The 20485-nt window shown below is 53.2% G+C and carries 20 protein-coding genes; 2 read left to right on the top strand and 18 right to left on the bottom strand.

All coding sequences use genetic code 11. From position 1 onward, the window contains the following. Positions 1-8: 8 nt before the first annotated feature. From mrdB to WC7_RS18780, 5 genes are all read right to left on the bottom strand, one after another. Complete coding sequence (gene mrdB / locus WC7_RS18800) at positions 9-1121, bottom strand: peptidoglycan glycosyltransferase MrdB (RefSeq protein WP_006685529.1); 1113 nt, start codon at positions 1119-1121, stop codon at positions 9-11. Positions 1122-1123: 2 nt separating this feature from the next. After that, positions 1124-3025 carry a peptidoglycan DD-transpeptidase MrdA gene (gene mrdA, locus WC7_RS18795; RefSeq protein WP_016152233.1) on the bottom strand — a complete coding sequence of 634 codons (1902 nt, stop codon included), beginning with the start codon at positions 3023-3025 and terminating at the stop codon, positions 1124-1126. Positions 3026-3055: 30 nt separating this feature from the next. Beyond that, positions 3056-3523: a 23S rRNA (pseudouridine(1915)-N(3))-methyltransferase RlmH gene (gene rlmH / locus WC7_RS18790; protein WP_003022725.1), complete on the bottom strand. Its 468-nt coding sequence runs from the start codon at positions 3521-3523 to the stop codon at positions 3056-3058. A gap of 3 nt (positions 3524-3526) precedes the next feature. Continuing rightward, positions 3527-3844: a ribosome silencing factor gene (gene rsfS, locus WC7_RS18785; RefSeq protein WP_003022728.1), complete on the bottom strand. Its 318-nt coding sequence runs from the start codon at positions 3842-3844 to the stop codon at positions 3527-3529. A 254-nt stretch (positions 3845-4098) separates the two neighbouring features. After that, positions 4099-4710, bottom strand: a complete 612-nt coding sequence (locus tag WC7_RS18780; protein ID WP_016152234.1) for an adenosylcobalamin/alpha-ribazole phosphatase — start codon at positions 4708-4710, stop codon at positions 4099-4101. 96 nt (positions 4711-4806) lie between these two features. On the opposite strand from WC7_RS18780, the gene cobD reads away from it, so the two are divergent. Continuing rightward, positions 4807-5901, top strand: coding sequence for a threonine-phosphate decarboxylase CobD (cobD, locus tag WC7_RS18775; RefSeq protein WP_016152235.1), 1095 nt, complete (start codon positions 4807-4809; stop codon positions 5899-5901). Here the strand turns inward: cobD and nadD are convergent. The 4 genes from nadD to leuS are packed head-to-tail and all read right to left on the bottom strand — an operon-like array spanning position 5876 to position 10740. Beyond that, positions 5876-6517, bottom strand: a complete 642-nt coding sequence (gene nadD / locus WC7_RS18770; RefSeq protein WP_087121840.1) for a nicotinate-nucleotide adenylyltransferase — start codon at positions 6515-6517, stop codon at positions 5876-5878. The genes cobD and nadD overlap by 26 nt on opposite strands. A 1-nt stretch (position 6518) precedes the next feature. Beyond that, on the bottom strand, positions 6519-7550 hold the full coding sequence (holA, locus tag WC7_RS18765; protein ID WP_016152237.1) for a DNA polymerase III subunit delta: 1032 nt from the start codon (positions 7548-7550) through the stop codon (positions 6519-6521). Next, positions 7550-8143, bottom strand: a complete 594-nt coding sequence (gene lptE, locus WC7_RS18760; protein WP_016152238.1) for an LPS assembly lipoprotein LptE — start codon at positions 8141-8143, stop codon at positions 7550-7552. The genes holA and lptE overlap by 1 nt, the downstream gene beginning before the upstream one ends. Positions 8144-8157: 14 nt before the next feature. Continuing rightward, complete coding sequence (gene leuS / locus WC7_RS18755) at positions 8158-10740, bottom strand: leucine--tRNA ligase (protein WP_016152239.1); 2583 nt, start codon at positions 10738-10740, stop codon at positions 8158-8160. A gap of 235 nt (positions 10741-10975) precedes the next feature. On the opposite strand from leuS, the gene WC7_RS18750 reads away from it, so the two are divergent. After that, entirely contained in the window at positions 10976-11458 is a 483-nt protein-coding gene (locus WC7_RS18750) for a zinc ribbon-containing protein (protein ID WP_003022748.1), read from the top strand. A 45-nt stretch (positions 11459-11503) separates the two neighbouring features. Here WC7_RS18750 and rihA read toward each other — a convergent pair whose 3' ends face one another. The 9 genes from rihA to WC7_RS18705 all read right to left on the bottom strand — a co-directional run bounded on the left by rihA (position 11504) and on the right by WC7_RS18705 (position 20365). Next, positions 11504-12439, bottom strand: a complete 936-nt coding sequence (gene rihA / locus WC7_RS18745; protein ID WP_016152240.1) for a pyrimidine-specific ribonucleoside hydrolase RihA — start codon at positions 12437-12439, stop codon at positions 11504-11506. 116 nt (positions 12440-12555) lie between these two features. Next, entirely contained in the window at positions 12556-13281 is a 726-nt protein-coding gene (gltL, locus tag WC7_RS18740) for a glutamate/aspartate ABC transporter ATP-binding protein GltL (RefSeq protein WP_003022754.1), read from the bottom strand. After that, complete coding sequence (gene gltK, locus WC7_RS18735) at positions 13281-13955, bottom strand: glutamate/aspartate ABC transporter permease GltK (RefSeq protein WP_003022757.1); 675 nt, start codon at positions 13953-13955, stop codon at positions 13281-13283. Before gltK ends, gltL begins: the two co-directional genes overlap by 1 nt. Next, the gene (gltJ, locus tag WC7_RS18730) at positions 13955-14695 is read right to left on the bottom strand and encodes a glutamate/aspartate ABC transporter permease GltJ (RefSeq protein WP_016152241.1); all 741 of its coding nucleotides are present in this window, start codon (positions 14693-14695) and stop codon (positions 13955-13957) included. Before gltJ ends, gltK begins: the two co-directional genes overlap by 1 nt. Before the next feature lie 288 nt (positions 14696-14983). Next, entirely contained in the window at positions 14984-15892 is a 909-nt protein-coding gene (gene gltI, locus WC7_RS18725) for a glutamate/aspartate ABC transporter substrate-binding protein GltI (RefSeq protein WP_016152242.1), read from the bottom strand. Between the two features lie 358 nt (positions 15893-16250). Beyond that, positions 16251-17789, bottom strand: coding sequence for an apolipoprotein N-acyltransferase (gene lnt / locus WC7_RS18720; protein ID WP_016152243.1), 1539 nt, complete (start codon positions 17787-17789; stop codon positions 16251-16253). Positions 17790-17813: 24 nt separating this feature from the next. Next, complete coding sequence (corC, locus tag WC7_RS18715; protein ID WP_005121418.1) at positions 17814-18692, bottom strand: CNNM family magnesium/cobalt transport protein CorC; 879 nt, start codon at positions 18690-18692, stop codon at positions 17814-17816. A 162-nt stretch (positions 18693-18854) separates the two neighbouring features. Then, the gene (gene ybeY / locus WC7_RS18710) at positions 18855-19322 is read right to left on the bottom strand and encodes an rRNA maturation RNase YbeY (protein WP_003835559.1); all 468 of its coding nucleotides are present in this window, start codon (positions 19320-19322) and stop codon (positions 18855-18857) included. Next, positions 19319-20365 (bottom strand): PhoH family protein, encoded by a 1047-nt coding sequence (locus tag WC7_RS18705; protein WP_019076268.1) that lies wholly within the window; start codon positions 20363-20365, stop codon positions 19319-19321. Before WC7_RS18705 ends, ybeY begins: the two co-directional genes overlap by 4 nt. Positions 20366-20485: the final 120 nt, after the last annotated feature.

Raw genomic sequence — 20485 nt, forward strand, 5'->3', positions numbered from 1 at the left:
CGTACCCCTTACACGCTTTTCGACAACATTTTTCTATGGGTGTGGATCGACATAACAATCCCGAACCCGGCCATCAGCACGATAAGTGCCGAGCCTCCGTAACTGACCAGTGGGAGTGGAACCCCAACCACGGGCAGAATACCGCTCACCATACCAATATTTACGAAGACATAAACGAATAATATCAACATTAAGCCACCCGCCATGACGCGACCAAAGGTGGTTTGCGCGCGGGCAGCGATCCATAATCCGCGCATAATCAGCAAAATGTAGAGCGTCAACAGAATCAAGATCCCCACCAGACCCAGCTCTTCCGCTAAGACAGCAAAGATAAAGTCGGTGTGGCGTTCGGGTAAAAACTCAAGCTGCGACTGTGTACCATGCAGCCAGCCTTTGCCGCGTAACCCGCCGGAGCCAATAGCAATTTTAGACTGAATTATGTGATAACCCGCGCCCAGCGGATCGGTTTCCGGGTCGAGCAGCATCATGACGCGCTGACGCTGGTAATCATGCATCAAGAAGAACCACAGTATCGGGATAAACGCCGCGACCAGAACCACCGCAACGCCGATTAAGCGCCAGCTCAAACCAGAAAGGAACAAGACAAACAGACCGGAAAGGGCGACCAGAATTGAAGTGCCGAGGTCAGGTTGGGCGGCGACCAGCAGCGTGGGCATAAAAATCAGCACCAGCGCAATGGCGGTATTTTTTAGCGATGGTGGGCAAACGTCACGGTTAATAAAGCGCGCAACCATCAGCGGCACGGCGATTTTGGCAATTTCAGAAGGCTGAAAACGCACGATACCCAAATCCAGCCAGCGCTGCGCACCTTTGGAAATGGCGCCGAAGGCGTCTACCGCTACCAACAGAATGATGCAAAAGATATAGAGATAGGGCGCCCAGCCCTCATACACCCGGGGGGGAATTTGCGCCATCACTACCATGATGACCAGACCCATTGCGATCTGGCCGACTTTGCGCTCCATCATGCCAATATCCTGGCCGCTGGCGCTCCAGATGACCAGTGAGCTGTAAACCAGCAGAGCCAGCAAAATAAGCAACATTGTGGGATCGATGTGGATTTTGTCCCAGAATGTTTTTTTGTTCGGATTATCCGTCACGATTATTGGTCCTCCGCTGCTGCAACCGCTGGGTTTTCCGCAGGCAGATTGGTGTTGTTGTCGCCCAACATAATATGGTCAAGGATCTGGCGCATAATGGTACCCACCGCCGGACCCGCACCGCCGTTTTCAAGGATCATGGCGACAGCGACCTGGGGTTTATCATAGGGGGCGAAGGCCGTCATCAGCTTGTGGTCACGTAAACGCTCGGCGATCTTATGTGCGTTATAGGTTTCATTAGCTTTCAGGCCAAAGACCTGCGCGGTACCGGATTTCGCCGCAATTTTGTAAGGCGCGCCAGCAAAATACTTATGCGCAGTTCCGTTAGGGCGGTTCGCAACACCGTACATACCGTCTTTCGCGATTTCCCAGTAACCAGAATGAATATCGCCAACGGGCGGTTCGTGCGGCTGTACCCACGGCACCTGCTTGCCGTTTTCTGCCGTGCTCATCAACAGATGCGGGACTTTTATCAAACCGTCGTTGATAAGGATCATCAGCGCTTTACTCATCTGGATTGGGGTTGCTGTCCAGTAACCCTGGCCGATGCCGACGGGAATGGTATCACCCTGATACCATGGCTTTTTAAACCGTTTTTGCTTCCACTCGCGGGTTGGCATATTGCCGGAGCGCTCTTCGGCAAGATCGATGCCCGTATATTTGCCGTAGCCAAATTTGCTCATCCACTCTGAAAGCCGGTCAATCCCCATATCATAGGCGATTTGATAGAAAAACGTATCCGCGGACTCTTCCAGAGAGCGGGTGATGTTCAGATGGCCGTGCCCCCACTTTTTCCAGTCGCGGTAACGTTTTTCAGAGCCCGGTAGCTGCCACCAGCCCGGATCGAACAGGCCGGTATTGCGGGTGATGACGCCTGCGCTTAACGCAGAAACCGCAACGTAAGGTTTAACCGTCGAAGCAGGGGGGTAAACACCCTGTGTGGCGCGGTTAACCAAGGGGGTGTTCGGGTCATTGAGCAACCCGGAGTAATCTTTACTGGAGATACCATCCACGAACAGATTCGGGTCATAGCTCGGCATAGATACCAGCGCCAGAACGCCACCGGTACGCGGATCGGTAACCACCACGGCGGCACGGCTGCCCGCCAGCAGCGTTTCAATATACTGCTGGAGTTTCAAATCAAGGGTGAGATAGATATCGTGCCCGGCCTGCGGCGCCACTTCTTTCAGCTGGCGAATGACGCGACCGCGGTTGTTTACTTCAACTTCTTCATACCCGGTTTGGCCGTGAAGCACGTCCTCATAATAACGTTCAATACCCAGCTTGCCGATGTCATGCGTTGCCGCGTAGTTAGCCAGTTTGCCGTCTTTGTCCAGGCGGTCTACGTCTTTATCGTTGATCTTCGATACGTAGCCAATTACGTGGGTCAGCGCAGAGCCGTATGGGTAATAGCGGCGTTTATAGCCTTTAACTTCGACCCCAGGAAAGCGATATTGATTCACGGCAAAGCGTGCGACCTGAACTTCAGTCAGGTTGGTTTTTACCGGAATTGAGGTGAAACGGTGTGAACGGGCGCGCTCTTTTTTAAAGGCAGCAATATCGTCGTCCGTCAGGTCTACGACGTTACGCAGCGCGTCGAGGGTATCCTGAATGTTGTCTACCTTTTCCGGCATCATTTCTATCTGATAAATGGTGCGGTTAAGGGCGAGAGGAATTCCGTTGCGGTCATAAATGATGCCGCGACTCGGCGCGATAGGCACCAGTTTGATGCGGTTTTCGTTCGAACGGGTCTGATAATCAGTGAAGCGAACGATTTGCAGATTATAAAGGTTGGCGATCAGCACGCCGGTTAGCAGCAAAATCCCCAAAAAAGCGACCAGCGCCCGGCGCACAAACAGCGCGGACTCAGCCGAATAGTCGCGAAAAGAATTCTGTAGTTTCATCCGCTGCTTAATCTACTCAAGAATCAATGATCACTCACGGTGATAAGGATGGTTGGTGGTAATGCTCCACGCCCTGTACAGACTCTCCGCAACCAGAACCCGAACAAGAGGGTGTGGAAGGGTTAATGCAGAGAGTGACCAGCTTTGTTCCGCTGCGGCTTTACAGGCAGGAGAGAGACCTTCCGGCCCGCCAATTAACAGGCTGACGTCACGACCGTCCAGTTTCCAGCGCTCCAGTTCGGTCGCCAGCTGCGGCGTGTCCCAGGGTTTACCCGGGATATCAAGGGTGACGATGCGGTTTTTGCCTGCGGCAGCCAGCATCTGCTCACCCTCTTTGTCGAGAATGCGTTTAATGTCCGCGTTCTTGCCGCGCTTTCCTGCCGGGATTTCGATCAGCTCAAAGGGCATATCTTTCGGAAACCGACGGAGATACTCGGTAAATCCGGTTTGTACCCAGTCAGGCATTTTCGTACCCACAGCGACAAGTTGCAGCTTCACGCATTAACTCCAGAGTTTTTCCAGTTCATACAGGCGACGACTCTCTTCCTGCATCACGTGGACAATCACATCGCCGAGGTCAACGACGATCCAGTCAGCGACATTCTCGCCTTCCACGCCGAGCGGCAGCAGGCCAGCAGTGCGGGACTCCTGAACCACGTGGTCTGCAATAGACATAACGTGACGGCTGGATGTACCGGTGCAGATAATCATGCAATCAGTGATGCTGGATTTGCCCTGAACGTCTAAGGCGATGATGTCTTGACCTTTCAGGTCATCAATTTTGTCGATTACAAAATCCTGGAGTGCTTTACCCTGCAAGTGTTCCCCCTGGGTGAAAAGAGTTAAAAACGTCTGTTAGTATACCTGAACCAGAGGCGATATCGGGACAAATGTCTCCGAATGCGCTTGTGAAGTGCGCTATCATCCCACCCCACGCCACAGAATGCATCGCCATTTTTGTAAAACAATTTCTGCAAAGCTCTGAAGGGCGGGAAAAGTCAGGCTGCGGAGAATAACAGCCTGTCATGGGGTGTCAATGGGAGAGAGGCCCTTCGGCATAAAAAACAGCGCTTTCACTCCCCGTCGCGCCATACGGCCCGGCTGTTAAGCACTTTCAGAACCGCAAAATCGTCACAAAAATCAATTGCGCTCCAGCAGCCTTGTTCGACGCGGAAATGCCACATTGCCGCAGCGGGCATGGACAGCAGACGGGCGATCAACACGCTCAGCACGCCTTGATGACTCACCACCAGCAGATTTTGGCTCGCTTTATAATCAGCAAGCTGGGCAATGAAACGTTCCACTCGCTGGGAAAACGCCTGAAAACCTTCGCCATTGGTGGGCGTCGCATTCTGCCAGTCGTTACACCACACGGCGTAATTTTCGGCGTCTTCGCGCGCCAGATCGCGATGGTGACGCATTTCCCAGTCACCAAAAAACATCTCATTAAGCTCAGGCATGTTGCGCACAGGAACTTCGCGTTCCGCCAGAATCAACTGCGTTGTATGGCGGGCGCGTTCCAGTTCGCTGCACAGAACGTTGTCGACAGGGACATTGCGTAACAGCGTACCCAGCGTTTGCGCCTGAGCGATCCCCCGTTCCGTTAGCGGTGTGGGGGCGTGGCCGCTATATAAACCAGCGACATTGGCTTCGGTTTCGCCATGACGTACTAACCAGAGTCTCATGTTTTCCTCGTGAGGCTATTCGCACAAAATATGATGTTTACCCTGATTGCGCAGTGATTTTTCACTAAAATACCCTTTTTTACGTGGAGCGGCACGATGTCATTATTGAAGAGCGCACATGGCGGTAACACCCGAGAAGCCGCCGAATTGTTGGGCATCTTGCCTGAGCAGTTGCTGGATTTTAGCGCGAATATTAACCCGCTGGGTATGCCAGTAAGTTTAAAACGGGCGATTATCGACAATCTGGACTGCACGGAGCGTTACCCGGATGTCGATTACGCGCAACTGCATGCCGCGCTGGCGGAGCATCATCAAATTCCGTCCTCGTGGATCCTGGCCGGGAACGGTGAAACCGAATCCATTTTTACCCTGGTGCATGGCCTGAAGCCACGCCACGCGATGATCGTGACGCCCGGGTTTGCGGAATATCGTCGGGCGCTGCAATGGGGAGAGTGTACGATCCATGAGTTTGCGCTGTGCGAAGACGATGGCTGGCAGCTTACCGATGCGATCCTCGATGCGTTAACGCCTGAGCTGGACTGCCTGTTTCTCTGTACGCCCAATAATCCCACCGGGTTGTTGCCCGAAACCCGCCTGCTGCGTGAAATTGCCACGCGCTGTGAGTCGCTGGGGATCGCCCTGATCCTTGATGAAGCGTTTATCGATTTTATTGCCGGGGAGTCGGGGTTTATCCCGTTACTGCACGAGAACCCGCATATTTGGGTGCTGCGTTCGCTCACCAAGTTCTATGCGATCCCGGGACTGCGTCTGGGGTATCTGGTCAATAGTAACGAACAGGCCGTTGCACAGATGCGCAGCCAACAAATGCCGTGGTCAATTAATGCGTTTGCTGCCCTGGCAGGCGAGATTATCTTACGCGATAGCGCATATCAGCGGGCGACGTGGAAATGGCTGGAACAAGAGGGGGAGCGGTTTGATCAACAACTGCAAGATCTGCCCGGCCTGACGGCGTATCCCGGCCGGGCAAATTACCGTTTATTACGCTGCGATAATGCGGATATGGATCTGCAACTCGCGTTGCTGAAACAGCATGTCTTGATTCGCAGTTGCGCCAATTATCCGGGGCTGGATGCGCGCTATTATCGGGTAGCCGTTCGCAGCCAGGAAGAGAATAACCACCTGCTGACGGCCTTACGCAAGGCGCTTAGCGGTACAGTCCCTGTTGATTGATATAGTCAAGCACCGCGTCTGGCATCAGGTCGTCGCACGGCTCGCCCTTTTCCAGGCGCTCACGGATGAGCGTTGCGGAGATGTTAAACCACGGTGTTTCGGCCAGGTAAATCTTCCCGCAAGGCAGGTTGTGCAGGTCATCTGCTGAATGGGTCAGATGATCCTCCAGCCATTGCTGGTGTTTTTCCTGCGCCATTTCGAGTGGATAGCCCGGACGTCGGCACACGATGAGATGGGTATTACCCAGAATCGTGTGGTAGTCATGCCAGGAAGGGAAGGTAAGCAGCGAATCCTGACCAATGATAAACGCTAACGGCACGTTCGGGCCTTGCTCCTCGCGCCACTCTTTTAGCGTTTGCGCGGTGTAGGAGGCGGTATCGCGTTTCAGCTCGCGTTCATCCAGGGAAAACAGCGGCTTATCAGCAATGGCCAGTTCAACCATACGCTTACGTTGCTCACCGGACGCTTCGGGCTGCGCACGATGTGGCGGCACGTTATTGGGCATGATGATGACCCGGGAAAGGCCAATCAGATTCGCCAGAATTTCAACCGGTTTAAGATGACCGTAATGCACCGGATCAAAGGTGCCACCGAACAGAGCCTGCAATGATTTCATATCAACCATCAATAAAAACATCGGCCAGCGATTTATGACAGAGCAAAAGGGAAAGCCCCTCAAGTTCCGCCCACACTGACTGACCATAGTCTTGTTTAAGCGTAATTTCCGTACGCGTTAAAAGCGTAACAGCCTGACGCAGTTGCGCCGGGTTCAGCCGGTTTAACGCATCTCCCATCATGCCCCGGCGATTTTGCCACACCCGGTGTTTATCAAACAACGTGCGCAAAGGCGTATGGGCCGACTGCCGTTTTAAGTTAACCAGCAACAGCAACTCACGCTGTATTGTACGCAGCAAAATAACCGGCTCGCTACCTTCCAGGCGTAGCTGCTGCAGAATGTGCAGCGCGCGTTTGCTTTTGCCCATCAGCAGCGCGTCTACCCAGTGGAATGGGGTAAAGTGCGCGGCATCGTTAACCGCTTTCTCCACGCGAGGCAGCGTTAACTTGCCGTCAGGCCAAAGCAACGCTAATCGTTCCAGCGCTTGCGCCAGTGCTAACAAATTACCTTCATAGCAATAGCACAAAAGCTGATTGGCCGCGTCATCCAGTTGCAGGTTGTTAAGTTTCGCCCTGGCGGCAACCCAGCGAGGAAGCTGTGCTTGTTCCGGCGTCTGGCAGCTTACCTGAACCGCATTATTTGCAAGCCCCGTATACCATGCGGCGTTTTCCTGTGCCCTGGTGAGTTTGTTGCCGCGAACAATCAGCAGCAGGTCGTTATGTAGCAGTGTGACGAGTGAAGCGAGCTGTTCGTTAATGGCAACATTAGGGCCATTTTCAGGCAACTGCAGGAGCAGAGTTTGGCGGCTGGCAAACAGGCTCATCGCCTGGCAGAGTGAAAAAATCTCTCCCCAGTCGGTGCTGTTGTCCAGAGTGAAGGCGTGGTGTTCTTCGAATCCTTGTGTTGCGGCAGCCTGACGGATGGCATCCTGGCTTTCCTGCAATAAGAGGGGATCGTTGCCCAATAGTAAATACGCCGCGCGCAGCCCTTCATTGAGCTGTGCGCGGAGTTGTTCAGGGTACAACTTGAGCATCAGTTACCCAGCGTGGTGGAGACACGCGCCGGAGATGACGCAGGCGCTGCGGTTTTATTCACCGCAGGCTCAGCATCAGCATTGGATGACTGAGTATCGGCCAGATGTACGCTTGGCAACTTACGAATCAACTGTTCAGCCGCTTTGTCATACATCTCTTTTATGATCATGTCCTGCTCGTTATCCTTCGCCAGTGCAGCCTGTGGGTTGTCAAAGAACGAACGATAAACTTTGGCGCTGATTGGGTAAATATCATGACCTGGAATCAGCACAGTAGCACTTACGGACATCACCATCTGGTATTCAGCCGTTTGACCGTTCTGGAATACCGATGCCGTATCTTGCGAAAGGCTGACCGCACCCAGACGTAAGGACGTCACATCTTTACGCATGGTACCGTCTTCAAGCAGCGTAACGCCGTTCAGACGCAGCTGATTACGCACCGCGCGGCTTAACGGGCCGTTCGGATCGCCAGAGTTCAGGATCATGGTTTTCATTGAGGGTGGAACCTGCGTAGTACTACGCAGATGCCAGCCACACCCGGCGGTGACAAGCACCGCCAGCGATAACAACAATGTTGTCAGAAGTCGCACGCTTCCTCCCGCGCTTAGCCAACGACCAGATTGAGGAGTTTACCCGGTACATAAATCACTTTACGTACGGTAACGCCATCAAGATATTTTGCCACCAGATGCTCCTGGCCAGCACGTTCACGAACCTGCTCTTCAGTGGCGTTTACCGGAACGGTGATTTTGCCACGTACTTTGCCGTTTACCTGAACCACAACCAGCGTTGAGTCTTCAACCATTGCTGCTTCGTCCGCCACCGACCACGGCGCGTTGTCGATATCGCCTTCGCCTTTCAGCGCCTGCCACAGGGTGAAGCAAACGTGTGGGGTGAACGGGTTAAGCATGCGTACAACAGCCAGCAATGCTTCCTGCATCAGGGCTCTGTCCTGCTCGTCTGCCTGCGGTGCTTTCGCCAGCTTGTTCATCAGCTCCATAATCGCCGCAATCGCGGTGTTAAAGGTCTGACGACGACCGATATCATCGGTGACTTTAGCAATGGTTTTATGCACGTCGCGACGCAGCGCTTTTTGATCTTCGGTCAACACATCAACGTTCAGGGCAGCAACATCTCCCTGGGACGTATGTTCGTAAACCAGTTTCCAGACACGTTTCAGGAAGCGGTTCGCCCCTTCAACGCCGGACTCCTGCCATTCCAGCGTCATATCAGCCGGAGAAGCGAACATCATGAACAGACGTACGGTGTCGGCGCCGTAGCGTTCAACCATGACCTGCGGGTCGATACCGTTATTTTTCGACTTGGACATCTTGCTCATGCCGGTATACACCAGTTCATGGCCTTCTGCGTCCTTAGCCTTAACGATACGACCTTTTTCGTCACGCTCAACGATGGCATCAACCGGAGAAACCCAGTTACGTTCGCCGTTGGCACCAACGTAGTAGAACGCATCGGCCAGAACCATCCCCTGACACAGCAGCTGTTTAGCTGGTTCATCAGAGTTGACCATGCCTGCGTCGCGCATCAGTTTGTGGAAGAAGCGGAAGTAGAGCAGGTGCATGATGGCGTGTTCAATACCGCCAATGTAGATATCAACCGGCAGCCAGTAGTTCGCCGCGTCGGAATCCAGCATACCTTCCTGATACTGCGGGCAGGTGTAGCGCGCGTAGTACCAGGACGACTCCATAAAGGTATCGAAGGTGTCTGTTTCGCGCAGCGCAGGCATACCGTTAACGGTGGTTTTCGCCCACTCTGGATCGGCTTTGATTGGGCTGGTAATGCCGTCCATGACTACGTCTTCCGGCAAAATAACCGGCAGTTGGTCTTCTGGCGTCGGCAGGACGGTACCGTCTTCCAGCGTCACCATCGGAATCGGCGCGCCCCAGTAACGCTGACGGGAAACACCCCAGTCACGCAGACGATAGTTAACTTTACGCTCACCCACGCCTTTAGCTACCAGCTTGTCAGCAATAGCGTTGAAGGCCGCTTCGAAGTCGAGGCCGTCAAACTCACCGGAGTTAAACAGCACGCCTTTTTCGGTCAGCGCTTGTTCAGACAGATCCGGCTCTGCGCCTTCAGTGGTCAGAATTACCGGCTTGATGGTCAGGCCATATTTGGTCGCAAATTCGTAATCGCGCTGATCGTGACCCGGAACGGCCATAACTGCGCCTGTACCGTATTCCATCAGCACGAAGTTTGCCGCCCAAACCGGGATCTCTTCGCCAGTCAGCGGGTGAACGGCTTTGAAACCAGTGTCGACGCCTTTCTTCTCCATGGTCGCCATTTCGGCTTCAGCAACCTTGGTGTTGCGACATTCGTCAATGAAGGCAGCCAGTTCTGGGTTATTTTCAGCGGCTTTCTGCGCCAGCGGATGACCTGCAGCAACGGCCAGGTAGGTCGCACCCATAAAGGTGTCCGGGCGTGTGGTGTAGACGGTCAGCGTGTTGTCGTAATCGTTCACATCGAAGGTGATTTCCACGCCTTCAGAGCGGCCAATCCAGTTGCGCTGCATCGTTTTCACGGTGTCAGGCCAGTGATCCAGATTATCCAGATCGCGCAACAGTTCGTCAGCGTAAGCGGTGATTTTGATGAACCACTGCGGGATCTCTTTACGCTCAACTTTGGTGTCGCAACGCCAGCAGCAGCCGTCGATAACCTGTTCGTTCGCCAGTACGGTCTGGTCGTTCGGGCACCAGTTAACGGCAGACGTTTTCTTGTACACCAGCCCTTTTTTGTACAGCTCGGTGAAGAACTTCTGTTCCCAGCGGTAGTATTCCGGGGTGCAGGTCGCCAGCTCACGGCTCCAGTCGTAACCGAAACCCAGCATTTTGAGCTGGTTTTTCATGTAAGCGATGTTGTCGTACGTCCAAGGCGCTGGGGCGGTATTGTTTTTGACCGCTGCACCTTCCGCCGGCAGACCGAACGCATCCCAGCCGATTGGCTGTAATACGTTTTTGCCCAGCATACGCTGATAGCGAGCGATCACGTCACCGATGGTGTAGTTACGTACGTGGCCCATGTGTAGTCGACCAGAAGGATAGGGAAGCATAGACAGGCAGTAATACTTCTCTTTGCTCTCGTCTTCGGTAACTTCAAATGTGCGCTTCTCATCCCAGTGAAGCTGTACTTTGGATTCTATCTCTTCCGGGCGGTATTGCTCTTGCATGGCAGCCAGTGGTCCTGTTTTCAATACAGCTACAAACGTAGCTCTAGATGTGGTGTTTTAGATCCGCATAGCATAGCCCAAACGCCCGCGCCAAAACAGCCTTTCGCGCATTCAACGTTGAATTCCCGTAAGGATAATTCTTGCACGAATTTACACACTCTGTGGACAGTCTTGCAAAGCGTAGCGTAAATAACGTCTATTATTATAGACAGTTAACGACCCAGGAGGCGAAGCGATGAACAAGGTTGCTCAATATTACCGTGAACTGGTGGCTTCACTGAGTGAACGCCTGCGTAATGGCGAACGCGATATTGATGCGTTGGTGGAACAGGCGCGTCAGCGCGTTATGCAGACCGGGGAGTTAACGCGCACCGAGGTGGAAGAGCTCACCCGGGCCGTCAGACGCGACCTGGAAGAGTTTGCTCTGAGCTATGAAGAAAGCCTCGATGAGGAGACCGACAGCGTCTTTATGCGGGTAATCAAAGAGAGTATCTGGCAGGAACTGGCCGATATTACCGATAAAACGCAGCTCGAATGGCGCGAAGTGTTCCAGGACCTCAGCCATCACGGGGTTTATCACAGCGGCGAGGTGGTCGGGTTGGGCAATCTGGTGTGCGAGAAGTGCCACTTCCATTTGGCGGTGTACACTCCTGATGTGCTGCCGCTATGCCCGAAATGCGGACACGATCAATTCCAGCGTCGACCGTTTGAGCCGTGATAATGTTGCCGGATGCGACGCGCTGCGTCTTATCCGGCCTACGCATTAGGCGTAAAACTTCAACCGTTCTGCCAGCAGATCGACAAAACCTTCGCGATCCACGTCCACCATTACGGTGGCGTTTGGCTTATTGCCGCTCAGGAAGTAGTAGTCAACCACGGTCATTCCCTGGGTGTATTTGCCCTGAGTTTCCACACCAACCCAGCGTTCAACGGTGGTAAACAGTTCAGGTTTCAGCAGCCAGGCAATGGTGCATGGATCGTGCAGCGGCGCGCCAATAAATCCCCATTTTTCATCTTTGTGATATTCAAAGAAGAAGTCGAGTAGTTCAGCAACGATTGTCGAAATGGGATTGCCGATAGCGCGGAACCGTTCGGTATCTTCACGATGTATTTGCGCTTTATGCGTGACATCCAGTCCAGCCATCACCACCGGAATGCCCGACTGGAACACGATCTCAGCGGCTTCTGGATCCACGAAGATGTTGAACTCAGCGGCGGGCGTCCAGTTTCCGAGGCCCATTGTCCCACCCATGATCACGATACGGGCGATTTTGGGGTGCAGTTCAGGATGGCTATTCAGTAGCAATGCCACGTTAGTTTGCGGCCCGGTGGAGACAATCGTCACCGGTTCCTGACTGTTACGCAGGGTTTTCGCCATCAATTCCACGGCGGTACAGTCCTGTGGAGCAAAAGCGGGTTCAGGCAGCGCCGGGCCATCAAGCCCGCTCTCACCGTGGACGTTATCGGCAATTATCAGGTCGCGCATCAGCGGTTTGACTGCGCCACCGGCCACTGGGATATCCGTACGGTTGAGCAACGTTAACATACGCAATACGTTACGCAGCGTTTTGTCGGGGGTCTGGTTACCGGCAGAGGAGGTTATCGCTTTCACATCCAGTTCAGGTGAAGCGAGGGCGAGAACAATTGCGATAGCGTCGTCATGACCTGGATCGCAATCAAACAGGATAGGAAGTGCCATTGTTGCTCCTTGTAAGTGGGACTTTGTGACAAGGTTAACGCTGGGCTGTGCCTGTTTCGAGAAGTGAAGAGATAAATCGTGAGGTGGCGCGCACATGGAGGTGCGCGCCAGCAAAATTAGTGCAGGATTTTCGCGAGGAAGTCTTTGGCACGGTCTGATTTTGGATTAGCGAAGAACTCTTCTTTCGGTGAGTCTTCAACAATCTTCCCTTCATCCATGAAGATCACCCGGTTCGCCACTTTACGCGCAAAGCCCATTTCGTGGGTAACCACCATCATGGTCATCCCTTCATTGGCCAGTTCAACCATGACGTCCAGTACTTCGTTGATCATTTCTGGGTCGAGCGCTGATGTCGGTTCGTCAAATAACATGGCGATAGGATCCATGCACAGCGCCCGGGCGATGGCGACACGCTGTTGCTGGCCCCCGGAGAGCTGAGCTGGAAACTTCTCGGCATGCGCTGACAGACCAACGCGTTCCAGTAACTTTTGCGCTTTGTCGCGGGCCGGCTTTTTATCGCGTTTAAGCACTTTTACCTGCGCCAGAGTCAGGTTCTCAATAATCGACAGATGCGGGAACAGTTCAAAGTGCTGGAACACCATGCCAACGCGAGAGCGCAGTTTGGCCAGATCGGTCTTTTTATCATTCACCACGGTACCATCAACGGTGATGACGCCCTGTTGTACCGGCTCCAGCCCGTTCACCGTTTTGATAAGCGTTGATTTACCTGAACCTGACGGGCCGCAGACCACCACCACTTCACCTTTTTTCACTTCCGTGGAGCAGTCGGTCAGCACCTGAAAGTGACCATACCATTTAGAAACATTTTTCAGGGTAATCATTAAACTGTCCTTTTCTTCAAATAGCTGACCAACAACGATGCGCTCAGACTGAATACAAAATAAACGGCGCCAGCAAACAGGATCATTTCAACCTGCGTGCCGTCACGCTCGCCAATGGTGGAGGCGGTACGGAAGAAGTCTGCCAGACTCAATACATAGACCAGCGAGGTATCCTGGAAGAGCACGATGCCCTGGGTAAGCAGCAGCGGCACCATCGCGCGAAATGCCTGCGGCAGAATGATGAGCTTCATCGACTGCCAATGGGTCATCCCCAGCGCCAGCGCGGCACTGGACTGCCCGCGAGAAATACTCTGGATACCGGCGCGGATAATCTCGGAATAGTACGCGGCTTCAAACATCGAAAATGCGACCATCGCTGAGATCAGGCGAATATCGGTTTTTGGCGACAGACCCAGCACGTTTTGCAGGAAGCCGGGCACAATCAGGTAGAACCACAGCAGCACCATCACCAGCGGAATGGAGCGGAATACGTTGACGTAACCCTTCGCAAACCAGGCAATCGGCGCGAAGCTGGACAGACGCATTACTGCAAGGATGGTCCCCCAGACGATACCAATGACGACTGCCGTGACGGTGATTTTCAGCGTGATGATCAGCCCATCCAGCAGATACGGCAGGGAAGGGACGATAGAACTCCAGTCAAATTCGTACATTATTTGCCTCCCAAATTGCCAGGCAGGCGGATTTTGCGTTCGACGAGATTCATCACCAGCATGATGACGGCGTTAATCAGTACGTAGGCCAGAGTGATGGCCGTAAACGATTCCCATGCGTGGGCGGAGTAATCCAGTAGTTTACCCGCTTGCGCAGCCATATCGACCAGGCCGATAGTGGAGGCGATCGCGGAGTTCTTTACCAGGTTCATCATCTCTGAGGTCATTGGCGGAACAATCACGCGGTAAGCGTTTGGCAGCAGAACATAGCGGTAGGCCTGCGGCAACGTCAGCCCCATCGCCAGCGCGGCATTTTTCTGCCCGCGAGGCAGAGACTGAATAGCGGCACGAACCTGTTCGCAGACGCGCGCAGCGGTAAACAGCCCCAGACAAAGCATGGATGAGAGGAAGAACTGAATGTTGGGATCCAGTTCTGACTTAAACCACATCCCGATGTTTTCCGGCAGCAGTTCAGGAATGACCAGATACCAGGTAAAAAACTGGACGATGAGCGGAACGTTACGAAACAGCTCGACGTACAGCGTGCCGATCCCGGAAAGGAAACGATTTGGTACGGTACGTAAGATGCCGAATAAAGAGCCGATGAGGAAAGCGATAACCCAGGCGGTGATAGATAACGCGACAGTGACCTGGAAACCACTCCAGAGCCAGCCGAGATAGGTGGTGTTGCCGAACGGGGCTTGTTGTAAAAAAATACCCCAGTTCCAGTCTATAGACATAAATCTACTCCAGAAAAAAAAGGGTAGCATCGCTACCCCCGAAGATTGTTATTCAGCGTTTTGCGGTTTTCAGGCCTGATGGGGAACGACCATCAGGCTTATAGTCTGTCCGTGCTGAGTAGCAATCGAGAGGGAGGGGAAGCCTCCCTGATTACACTTCATCCTTCAAGATATCTCGTTGTTGGCTGCCTTTATTCATCCCGGTTACTTACTCATGTAAGCGCCCGGGAATTCGCTCAGTTGCCGCCTCGATATAACTTGAAAGGTTTTGTGTACTCTTCTAATTAATTAGTTAAGCGCTTTATCATTCGGTTCTTTGAACAGGGCTTTCATCTCGTCTGACAGTTCGAAATTCATGTTCAGGTTCTTCGGTGGAATTGGATTTTTAAACCACTTATCAAACCATTTCTCAGCTTCGCCTGAGGTCTGCGCCTTGGCGATAGTGTCATCCATCAGCTTTTTGAACTGAGGGTCATCTTTACGCAGCATGCAGCCGTAAGCTTCCTGAGACTGCGGCTTGCCGACGATCTCCCAGTTGTCTGGTTTCTTCGCCTTCGCGCGCTCGCCAGCCAGCAGGGCGTCATCCATCATAAAGGCAACGGCGCGGCCGCTTTCCAGAGTACGGAAAGAGTCACCGTGGTCTTTCGCGCTGATGATGCGCATATCCATTTTTTGTTCTTCATTCAGCTTGTGCAGCAGCACCTCTGAGGTGGTACCCGAAGTCACGACTACGGCTTTACCTTTCAGATCGGCGAAATCTTTGACGTCGCCGCCTTTTTTCGCCAGCAGACGAGTACCAACAACGAAAATGGTGTCAGAGAAAGCCGCTTGTTTTTGGCGCTCGACGTTGTTGGTGGTGGAGCCACATTCAAAGTCGAAGGTGCCGTTTTGCAGCAGCGGGATACGGTTTTGTGAAGTAATCGGGATCAGTTTCACCTGCAGGTCAGGCTTGTTCAGCTTTTTCTTCACGGCTTCAACGATCGCGTTGGAGTAATCCTGTGAATAACCGACCACTTTTTGCTGGTTATCGTAGTAAGAAAACGGTACCGATGATTCACGGTGGCCGACCACAATCACGCCGTTTTTGGCGATCTTGTCCAGCGTGCTGCCTGCCGCTGGTGCTGCGTCTTCTGCGTGCGCCAGACCGGCGGACATTCCCATGACCAGCATGGCAGTGGCGAGCTTACGTAATTGCATATCCAACTCCTTTAATCGTCTGCGCCAGGGACGCATTGATACCCATTGTGATGTTGTTATTGTTTGCTACTAAAACGTGCAGTCTTGTATGTGTTTGTTAACATTTAGTTTGGATGAATGTAAAGAATTTGCTGTTTTATTGTTTATTTTTGCGAGGTGCGCCGCACCATTTGGGGGCAAAAATATCTTGTTGCACTTTTCAGGTGCTACCGGCGCTCAACGTTGGTGCGACCAGGTTGCACATTCAGCCAAAACTGCATTTGTCTTGTAGAACAAAGCAATAGACGTGCCAGAATGGGGAACGGGAAATGTTTTGTGGGCCGGATAAGCGAAACGTTATCCGGCCGGGAAAGGAAGGTTACTTACGACGTTGGCGCAGGCTCATTACCACCGCACCAAAGCCAAACAGCGCGGTAAGCAGCCAGAGCGGCCAGTTACCGGTACGGGCATAAGGGGTTAAGCCCGTCGTTGGCGTCACGCTGGTGGTCAGGACCTGGCGGGTAAACTGCGGGATCATCGCCTGAATCTCACCCTGTGGACCAATCACCGCCGTAATACCGTTGTTGGTGCTACGCAGCAGAGGGCGCGCCAGCTCGAGGGAACGCATACGCGCCATCTGGAAGTGCTGCCACGGGCCGATGGATTTACCAAACCATGCATCGTTGGAAATCGTCAGCAGGTAGTCCGTATCCGGGCGGAAATTATCCCGTACCTGTTCGCCAAGAATGATTTCATAGCAGATGGCAGCCGTCAGCTTAAAGCCGTGCGCATGCAGCTGTGGCTGCACATAAGGCCCACGGCTGAAAGACGACATTGGCAGGTCAAAGAACGGCGCTAACGGGCGCAGGATCGATTCCAGCGGGACGAACTCGCCAAACGGTACCAGATGGTTTTTGTTGTAGCGGTTGCTGGAGTCGTAACTGTACGGGCTGTCTTTACCCAGCGTGATGATGGTGTTGTAGGTGTCGTAACGATTCTGCTTGTTCAGACGTGCGTCAACGATACCGGTAATCAGCGTGCTGTTTTTCGATCTCAGCAGGTCATCCATCATGCTCAGAAAACGCTGCTGATTAATTTCCAGGTCCGGAATAGCGGATTCTGGCCAGATGATCAGCTGTGATTTGCCCATCTCAGGCTGGGTGGCGTCGAGATAAATCTTCAGGGTGTTGAGTAACTGACCTTCATCCCATTTGAGCGACTGCGGAATGTCACCTTGCACCATCGAGACCTGAGTGGTTTTTTCCGGCTCAAGCGTGTACCACTGGATATAGCGCAGCGGAAAGGGCAGAGCAAAGAGCACTAGCGCGGCAATCAGCGGCTTCCAGTTACGCGTCACCAGCGCCAGCGCCAGCAGGCCGCTAACCACCATCAGCAGGAAGTTAATCGCCTCAACGCCCATCACCGGAGCCAGCCCTTTTAACGGACCGTCGATCTGACTGTAGCCGAACTGTAGCCACGGGAAGCCGGTCAGTACCCAGCCGCGCAGGAATTCGGTTATTTGCCAGACGACCGGCGCGGCAATCGCCACGCGTATCCAGGTGGTTTTCGGCCACAGACGCGCCAACACGCCGGCAAACAGGCCGGTGTAGAGGGAAAGGTATGCGGCAAGCAGAACCACGAGGAACACATTAATGGGGCCCGGCATACCGCCAAATTGCGCGATGCTGACGTAAACCCAGTTGATGCCGGAGCCAAACAGCCCCAATCCCCAAAAGTAGCCGATTGCGGCAGACTGGAGCGGGCGGCGATTGAAGGTAAGAGCCTGCAGGCCCATCAGCGAAACGATCGCAGCGGGCCAGATGTCATACGGAGAGAAAGCCAGCGTCCCGCAGGCACCGAATAATAACGCCAGCAGCAGGCGAATGCGCTGGCGTTCAATTAATGGGGCAAATGCCATGTAGTCTTAGATCCAGTTTCGGGTTTATTCGTCCAGTTTGGGCTGGGGTGAGTCGTCCGGAATTCTGACATGAACCTGAATAATACGACGGCTGTCGGCCATTGCCACTTTGAACTGGTAACCATCAATGTCGATAGTCTCCCCGCGCGCGGGCAGATGACCAAAGGCCTGCATGACCAGCCCGCCGATGGTATCTACTTCTTCGTCGCTAAAATGGGTACCGAAAGCGTCGTTGAAGTCTTCGATCGGCGCCAGAGCGCGAATGGTCCAGGTGTGGCGACTGAGCTGACGGAAATCGATATCGTCTTCTTCGTCGTACTCATCTTCAATTTCACCCACGATCAGTTCAAGGATGTCCTCAATGGTCACCAGACCTGAGACACCGCCGAATTCGTCGATGACGATAGCCATATGATAACGCTGGGAGCGGAACTCTTTCAGCATGCGGTCAACTCGCTTGCTTTCAGGTACGACAACCGCCTGGCGTAACACTTTCTCCATGCTGAAGGCTTCGGCATCGCTGCGCATAAACGGCAGCAGATCTTTGGCCATCAGAATCCCTTCAATGTGATCTTTGTCTTCGCTGATCACCGGGAAACGCGAGTGGGCAGACTCGATAATGACATCGAGACATTCGTCCAGGGTCTGGTTGCGTTTCAGGGTAATCATCTGAGAGCGAGGGATCATGATGTCGCGCACGCGTTGGTCCGCAATATCCATCACCCCTTCGAGCATATCGCGCGTATCTTCATCGATAAGGTCGTTTTGCCCGGAATCACGGATCAGCTCCAACAGTTCGTCGCGGTTTTTTGGTTCACCGTGGAAAAGTTGGCTCAGTAACAGGGAGAAAAATCCCTTTTTGCTGTTTAAGGTGTCACTACTGTGTGAATTGTCGTCGCTCATGGCGTCGTATGGGTTCTCATGTTAGTTAATACAAAGCTCGTCATGCGTATATTCAGCTGTTGACGGCATGTCTCTTCATCGTACTTCAAACCAGGTAAGCCGGATAAGGCGCAATACCTGATGGCGGCTGCGCCTTATCAGGCTTACAAGATTTCGAAATGCTTATTCTTTCTCGGCAATGTACGGATCCTCATAGCCCAGAGCAAGCATAATCTCTGTTTCGAGGGATTCCATCTCTTCCGCTTCATCGTCTTCGATATGGTCGTAACCGAGTAAATGCAGGCTACCGTGCACCACCATGTGCGCCCAGTGGGCCTCAAGCGGTTTGCCTTGTTCCTGCGCTTCTTTCTCGACTACCTGACGGCAGATGATCAAATCGCCCAGCAGCGGCATTTCAATGCCCGGCGGGGCTTCAAACGGGAAAGAGAGTACGTTGGTTGATTTATCTTTCCCGCGATAGGTCAGGTTCAGCTCGTGACTTTCCGCGTCATCGACCAGACGAATGGTAACTTCAGACTCTTCCTGAAACTGTGGGATCACCGCATCCAGCCAACCCTGAAACTGACTTTCTGTTGGTAAACCGGATTCGTCTTCACATGCCAGCTGTAAATCGAGAATAACCTGACTCATTTTTGTTCCTGCTCCTGAGCTTCGCGCTTGCGTTCTGCAGCCAGCTCGGCTTTGCGTTTCTGTTCTGCTTCTTCCCAGGCTTCATACGCCGTGACGATACGGGCGACCACCGGGTGGCGAACCACGTCTTCGCTATGGAAGAAATTAAAACTAATTTCGTCGACTTCAGCCAGCACTTCAATGGCATGACGCAGACCGGATTTGGTGCTTCGCGGCAGGTCAATCTGGGTGATATCGCCGGTGATAACCGCTTTGGAGTTAAAGCCGATACGGGTCAGGAACATTTTCATCTGTTCGATGGTGGTGTTCTGGCTCTCATCAAGAATGATGAACGCATCGTTTAATGTACGACCGCGCATGTAGGCCAGCGGCGCAACTTCAATGACGTTACGCTCAATCAGCTTTTCGACCTTCTCAAACCCGAGCATTTCGAACAGTGCGTCATACAGCGGTCGTAAGTAGGGATCGACTTTCTGGCTGAGGTCACCCGGCAGGAAGCCGAGTTTTTCGCCCGCTTCCACTGCCGGACGGGTCAGCAGAATTCGACGGATCTCCTGACGCTCAAGCGCATCAACCGCAGCGGCAACCGCAAGATACGTTTTACCCGTACCCGCAGGGCCAACGCCAAAGGTGATGTCGTGGTCGAGGATATTCGCAATGTATTGTGCCTGGTTCGGCGTACGCGGCTTAATTACCCCGCGCTTGGTTTTGATGTTCACCGCTTTGCCAAATTCCGGCACGCTGTCTGCGCTTTGCTCAAGCACTCGCGCTTCTTTAATTGCCAGATGAATTTGTTCAGGCTCAATGTCCTGCGTCTGACCACGCATTGGGGCAGTATCGACGTACAGGCTACGTAAAATATCTGCCGCCGCGGTGACGCAAATTGGGCGACCGGTCAGCTTAAAGTGGTTATCACGGCGGTTAATTTCGATGCCGAGGCGACGTTCCAGCTGCTTGATGTTGTCATCAAATGGGCCGCAAAGGCTCAACAGGCGGGCATTGTCTGCGGGTTCAAGGGTGATTTCACGAGTGTCTATGTTCAAACTGTTCCTCTTTTGCATGTCTTGCCGGACGCTGAACATTTACCGGCATCTAAGGAAATTATTCACGCCATGGGGGAAAGGCGCAAGCATTGCGATAAATATGGGGATGATGAGGTAGAT

It is taken from the genome of Citrobacter sp. KTE151 (assembly GCF_000398845.1).
In the GTDB taxonomy this organism is placed as follows: Bacteria; Pseudomonadota; Gammaproteobacteria; order Enterobacterales; family Enterobacteriaceae; genus Citrobacter; species Citrobacter braakii.

Bases quoted from the DNA above. Each gene is read 5' to 3' on its own strand.
- holA (WP_016152237.1), bottom strand. From the start codon at position 7,550: ATGCTCAAGTTGTACCCTGAACAACTCCGCGCACAGCTCAATGAAGGG.
- rihA (WP_016152240.1), bottom strand. From the start codon at position 12,439: ATGGCACTTCCTATCCTGTTTGATTGCGATCCAGGTCATGACGACGCT.
- cobD (WP_016152235.1), top strand. From the start codon at position 4,807: ATGTCATTATTGAAGAGCGCACATGGCGGTAACACCCGAGAAGCCGCC.
- lnt (WP_016152243.1), bottom strand. From the start codon at position 17,789: ATGGCATTTGCCCCATTAATTGAACGCCAGCGCATTCGCCTGCTGCTG.
- gltJ (WP_016152241.1), bottom strand. From the start codon at position 14,695: ATGTCTATAGACTGGAACTGGGGTATTTTTTTACAACAAGCCCCGTTC.
- gltK (WP_003022757.1), bottom strand. From the start codon at position 13,955: ATGTACGAATTTGACTGGAGTTCTATCGTCCCTTCCCTGCCGTATCTG.
- leuS (WP_016152239.1), bottom strand. From the start codon at position 10,740: ATGCAAGAGCAATACCGCCCGGAAGAGATAGAATCCAAAGTACAGCTT.
- mrdA (WP_016152233.1), bottom strand. From the start codon at position 3,025: ATGAAACTACAGAATTCTTTTCGCGACTATTCGGCTGAGTCCGCGCTG.
- WC7_RS18750 (WP_003022748.1), top strand. From the start codon at position 10,976: ATGAACAAGGTTGCTCAATATTACCGTGAACTGGTGGCTTCACTGAGT.
- corC (WP_005121418.1), bottom strand. From the start codon at position 18,692: ATGAGCGACGACAATTCACACAGTAGTGACACCTTAAACAGCAAAAAG.
- ybeY (WP_003835559.1), bottom strand. From the start codon at position 19,322: ATGAGTCAGGTTATTCTCGATTTACAGCTGGCATGTGAAGACGAATCC.
- gltI (WP_016152242.1), bottom strand. From the start codon at position 15,892: ATGCAATTACGTAAGCTCGCCACTGCCATGCTGGTCATGGGAATGTCC.
- nadD (WP_087121840.1), bottom strand. From the start codon at position 6,517: ATGAAATCATTGCAGGCTCTGTTCGGTGGCACCTTTGATCCGGTGCAT.
- WC7_RS18780 (WP_016152234.1), bottom strand. From the start codon at position 4,710: ATGAGACTCTGGTTAGTACGTCATGGCGAAACCGAAGCCAATGTCGCT.
- gltL (WP_003022754.1), bottom strand. From the start codon at position 13,281: ATGATTACCCTGAAAAATGTTTCTAAATGGTATGGTCACTTTCAGGTG.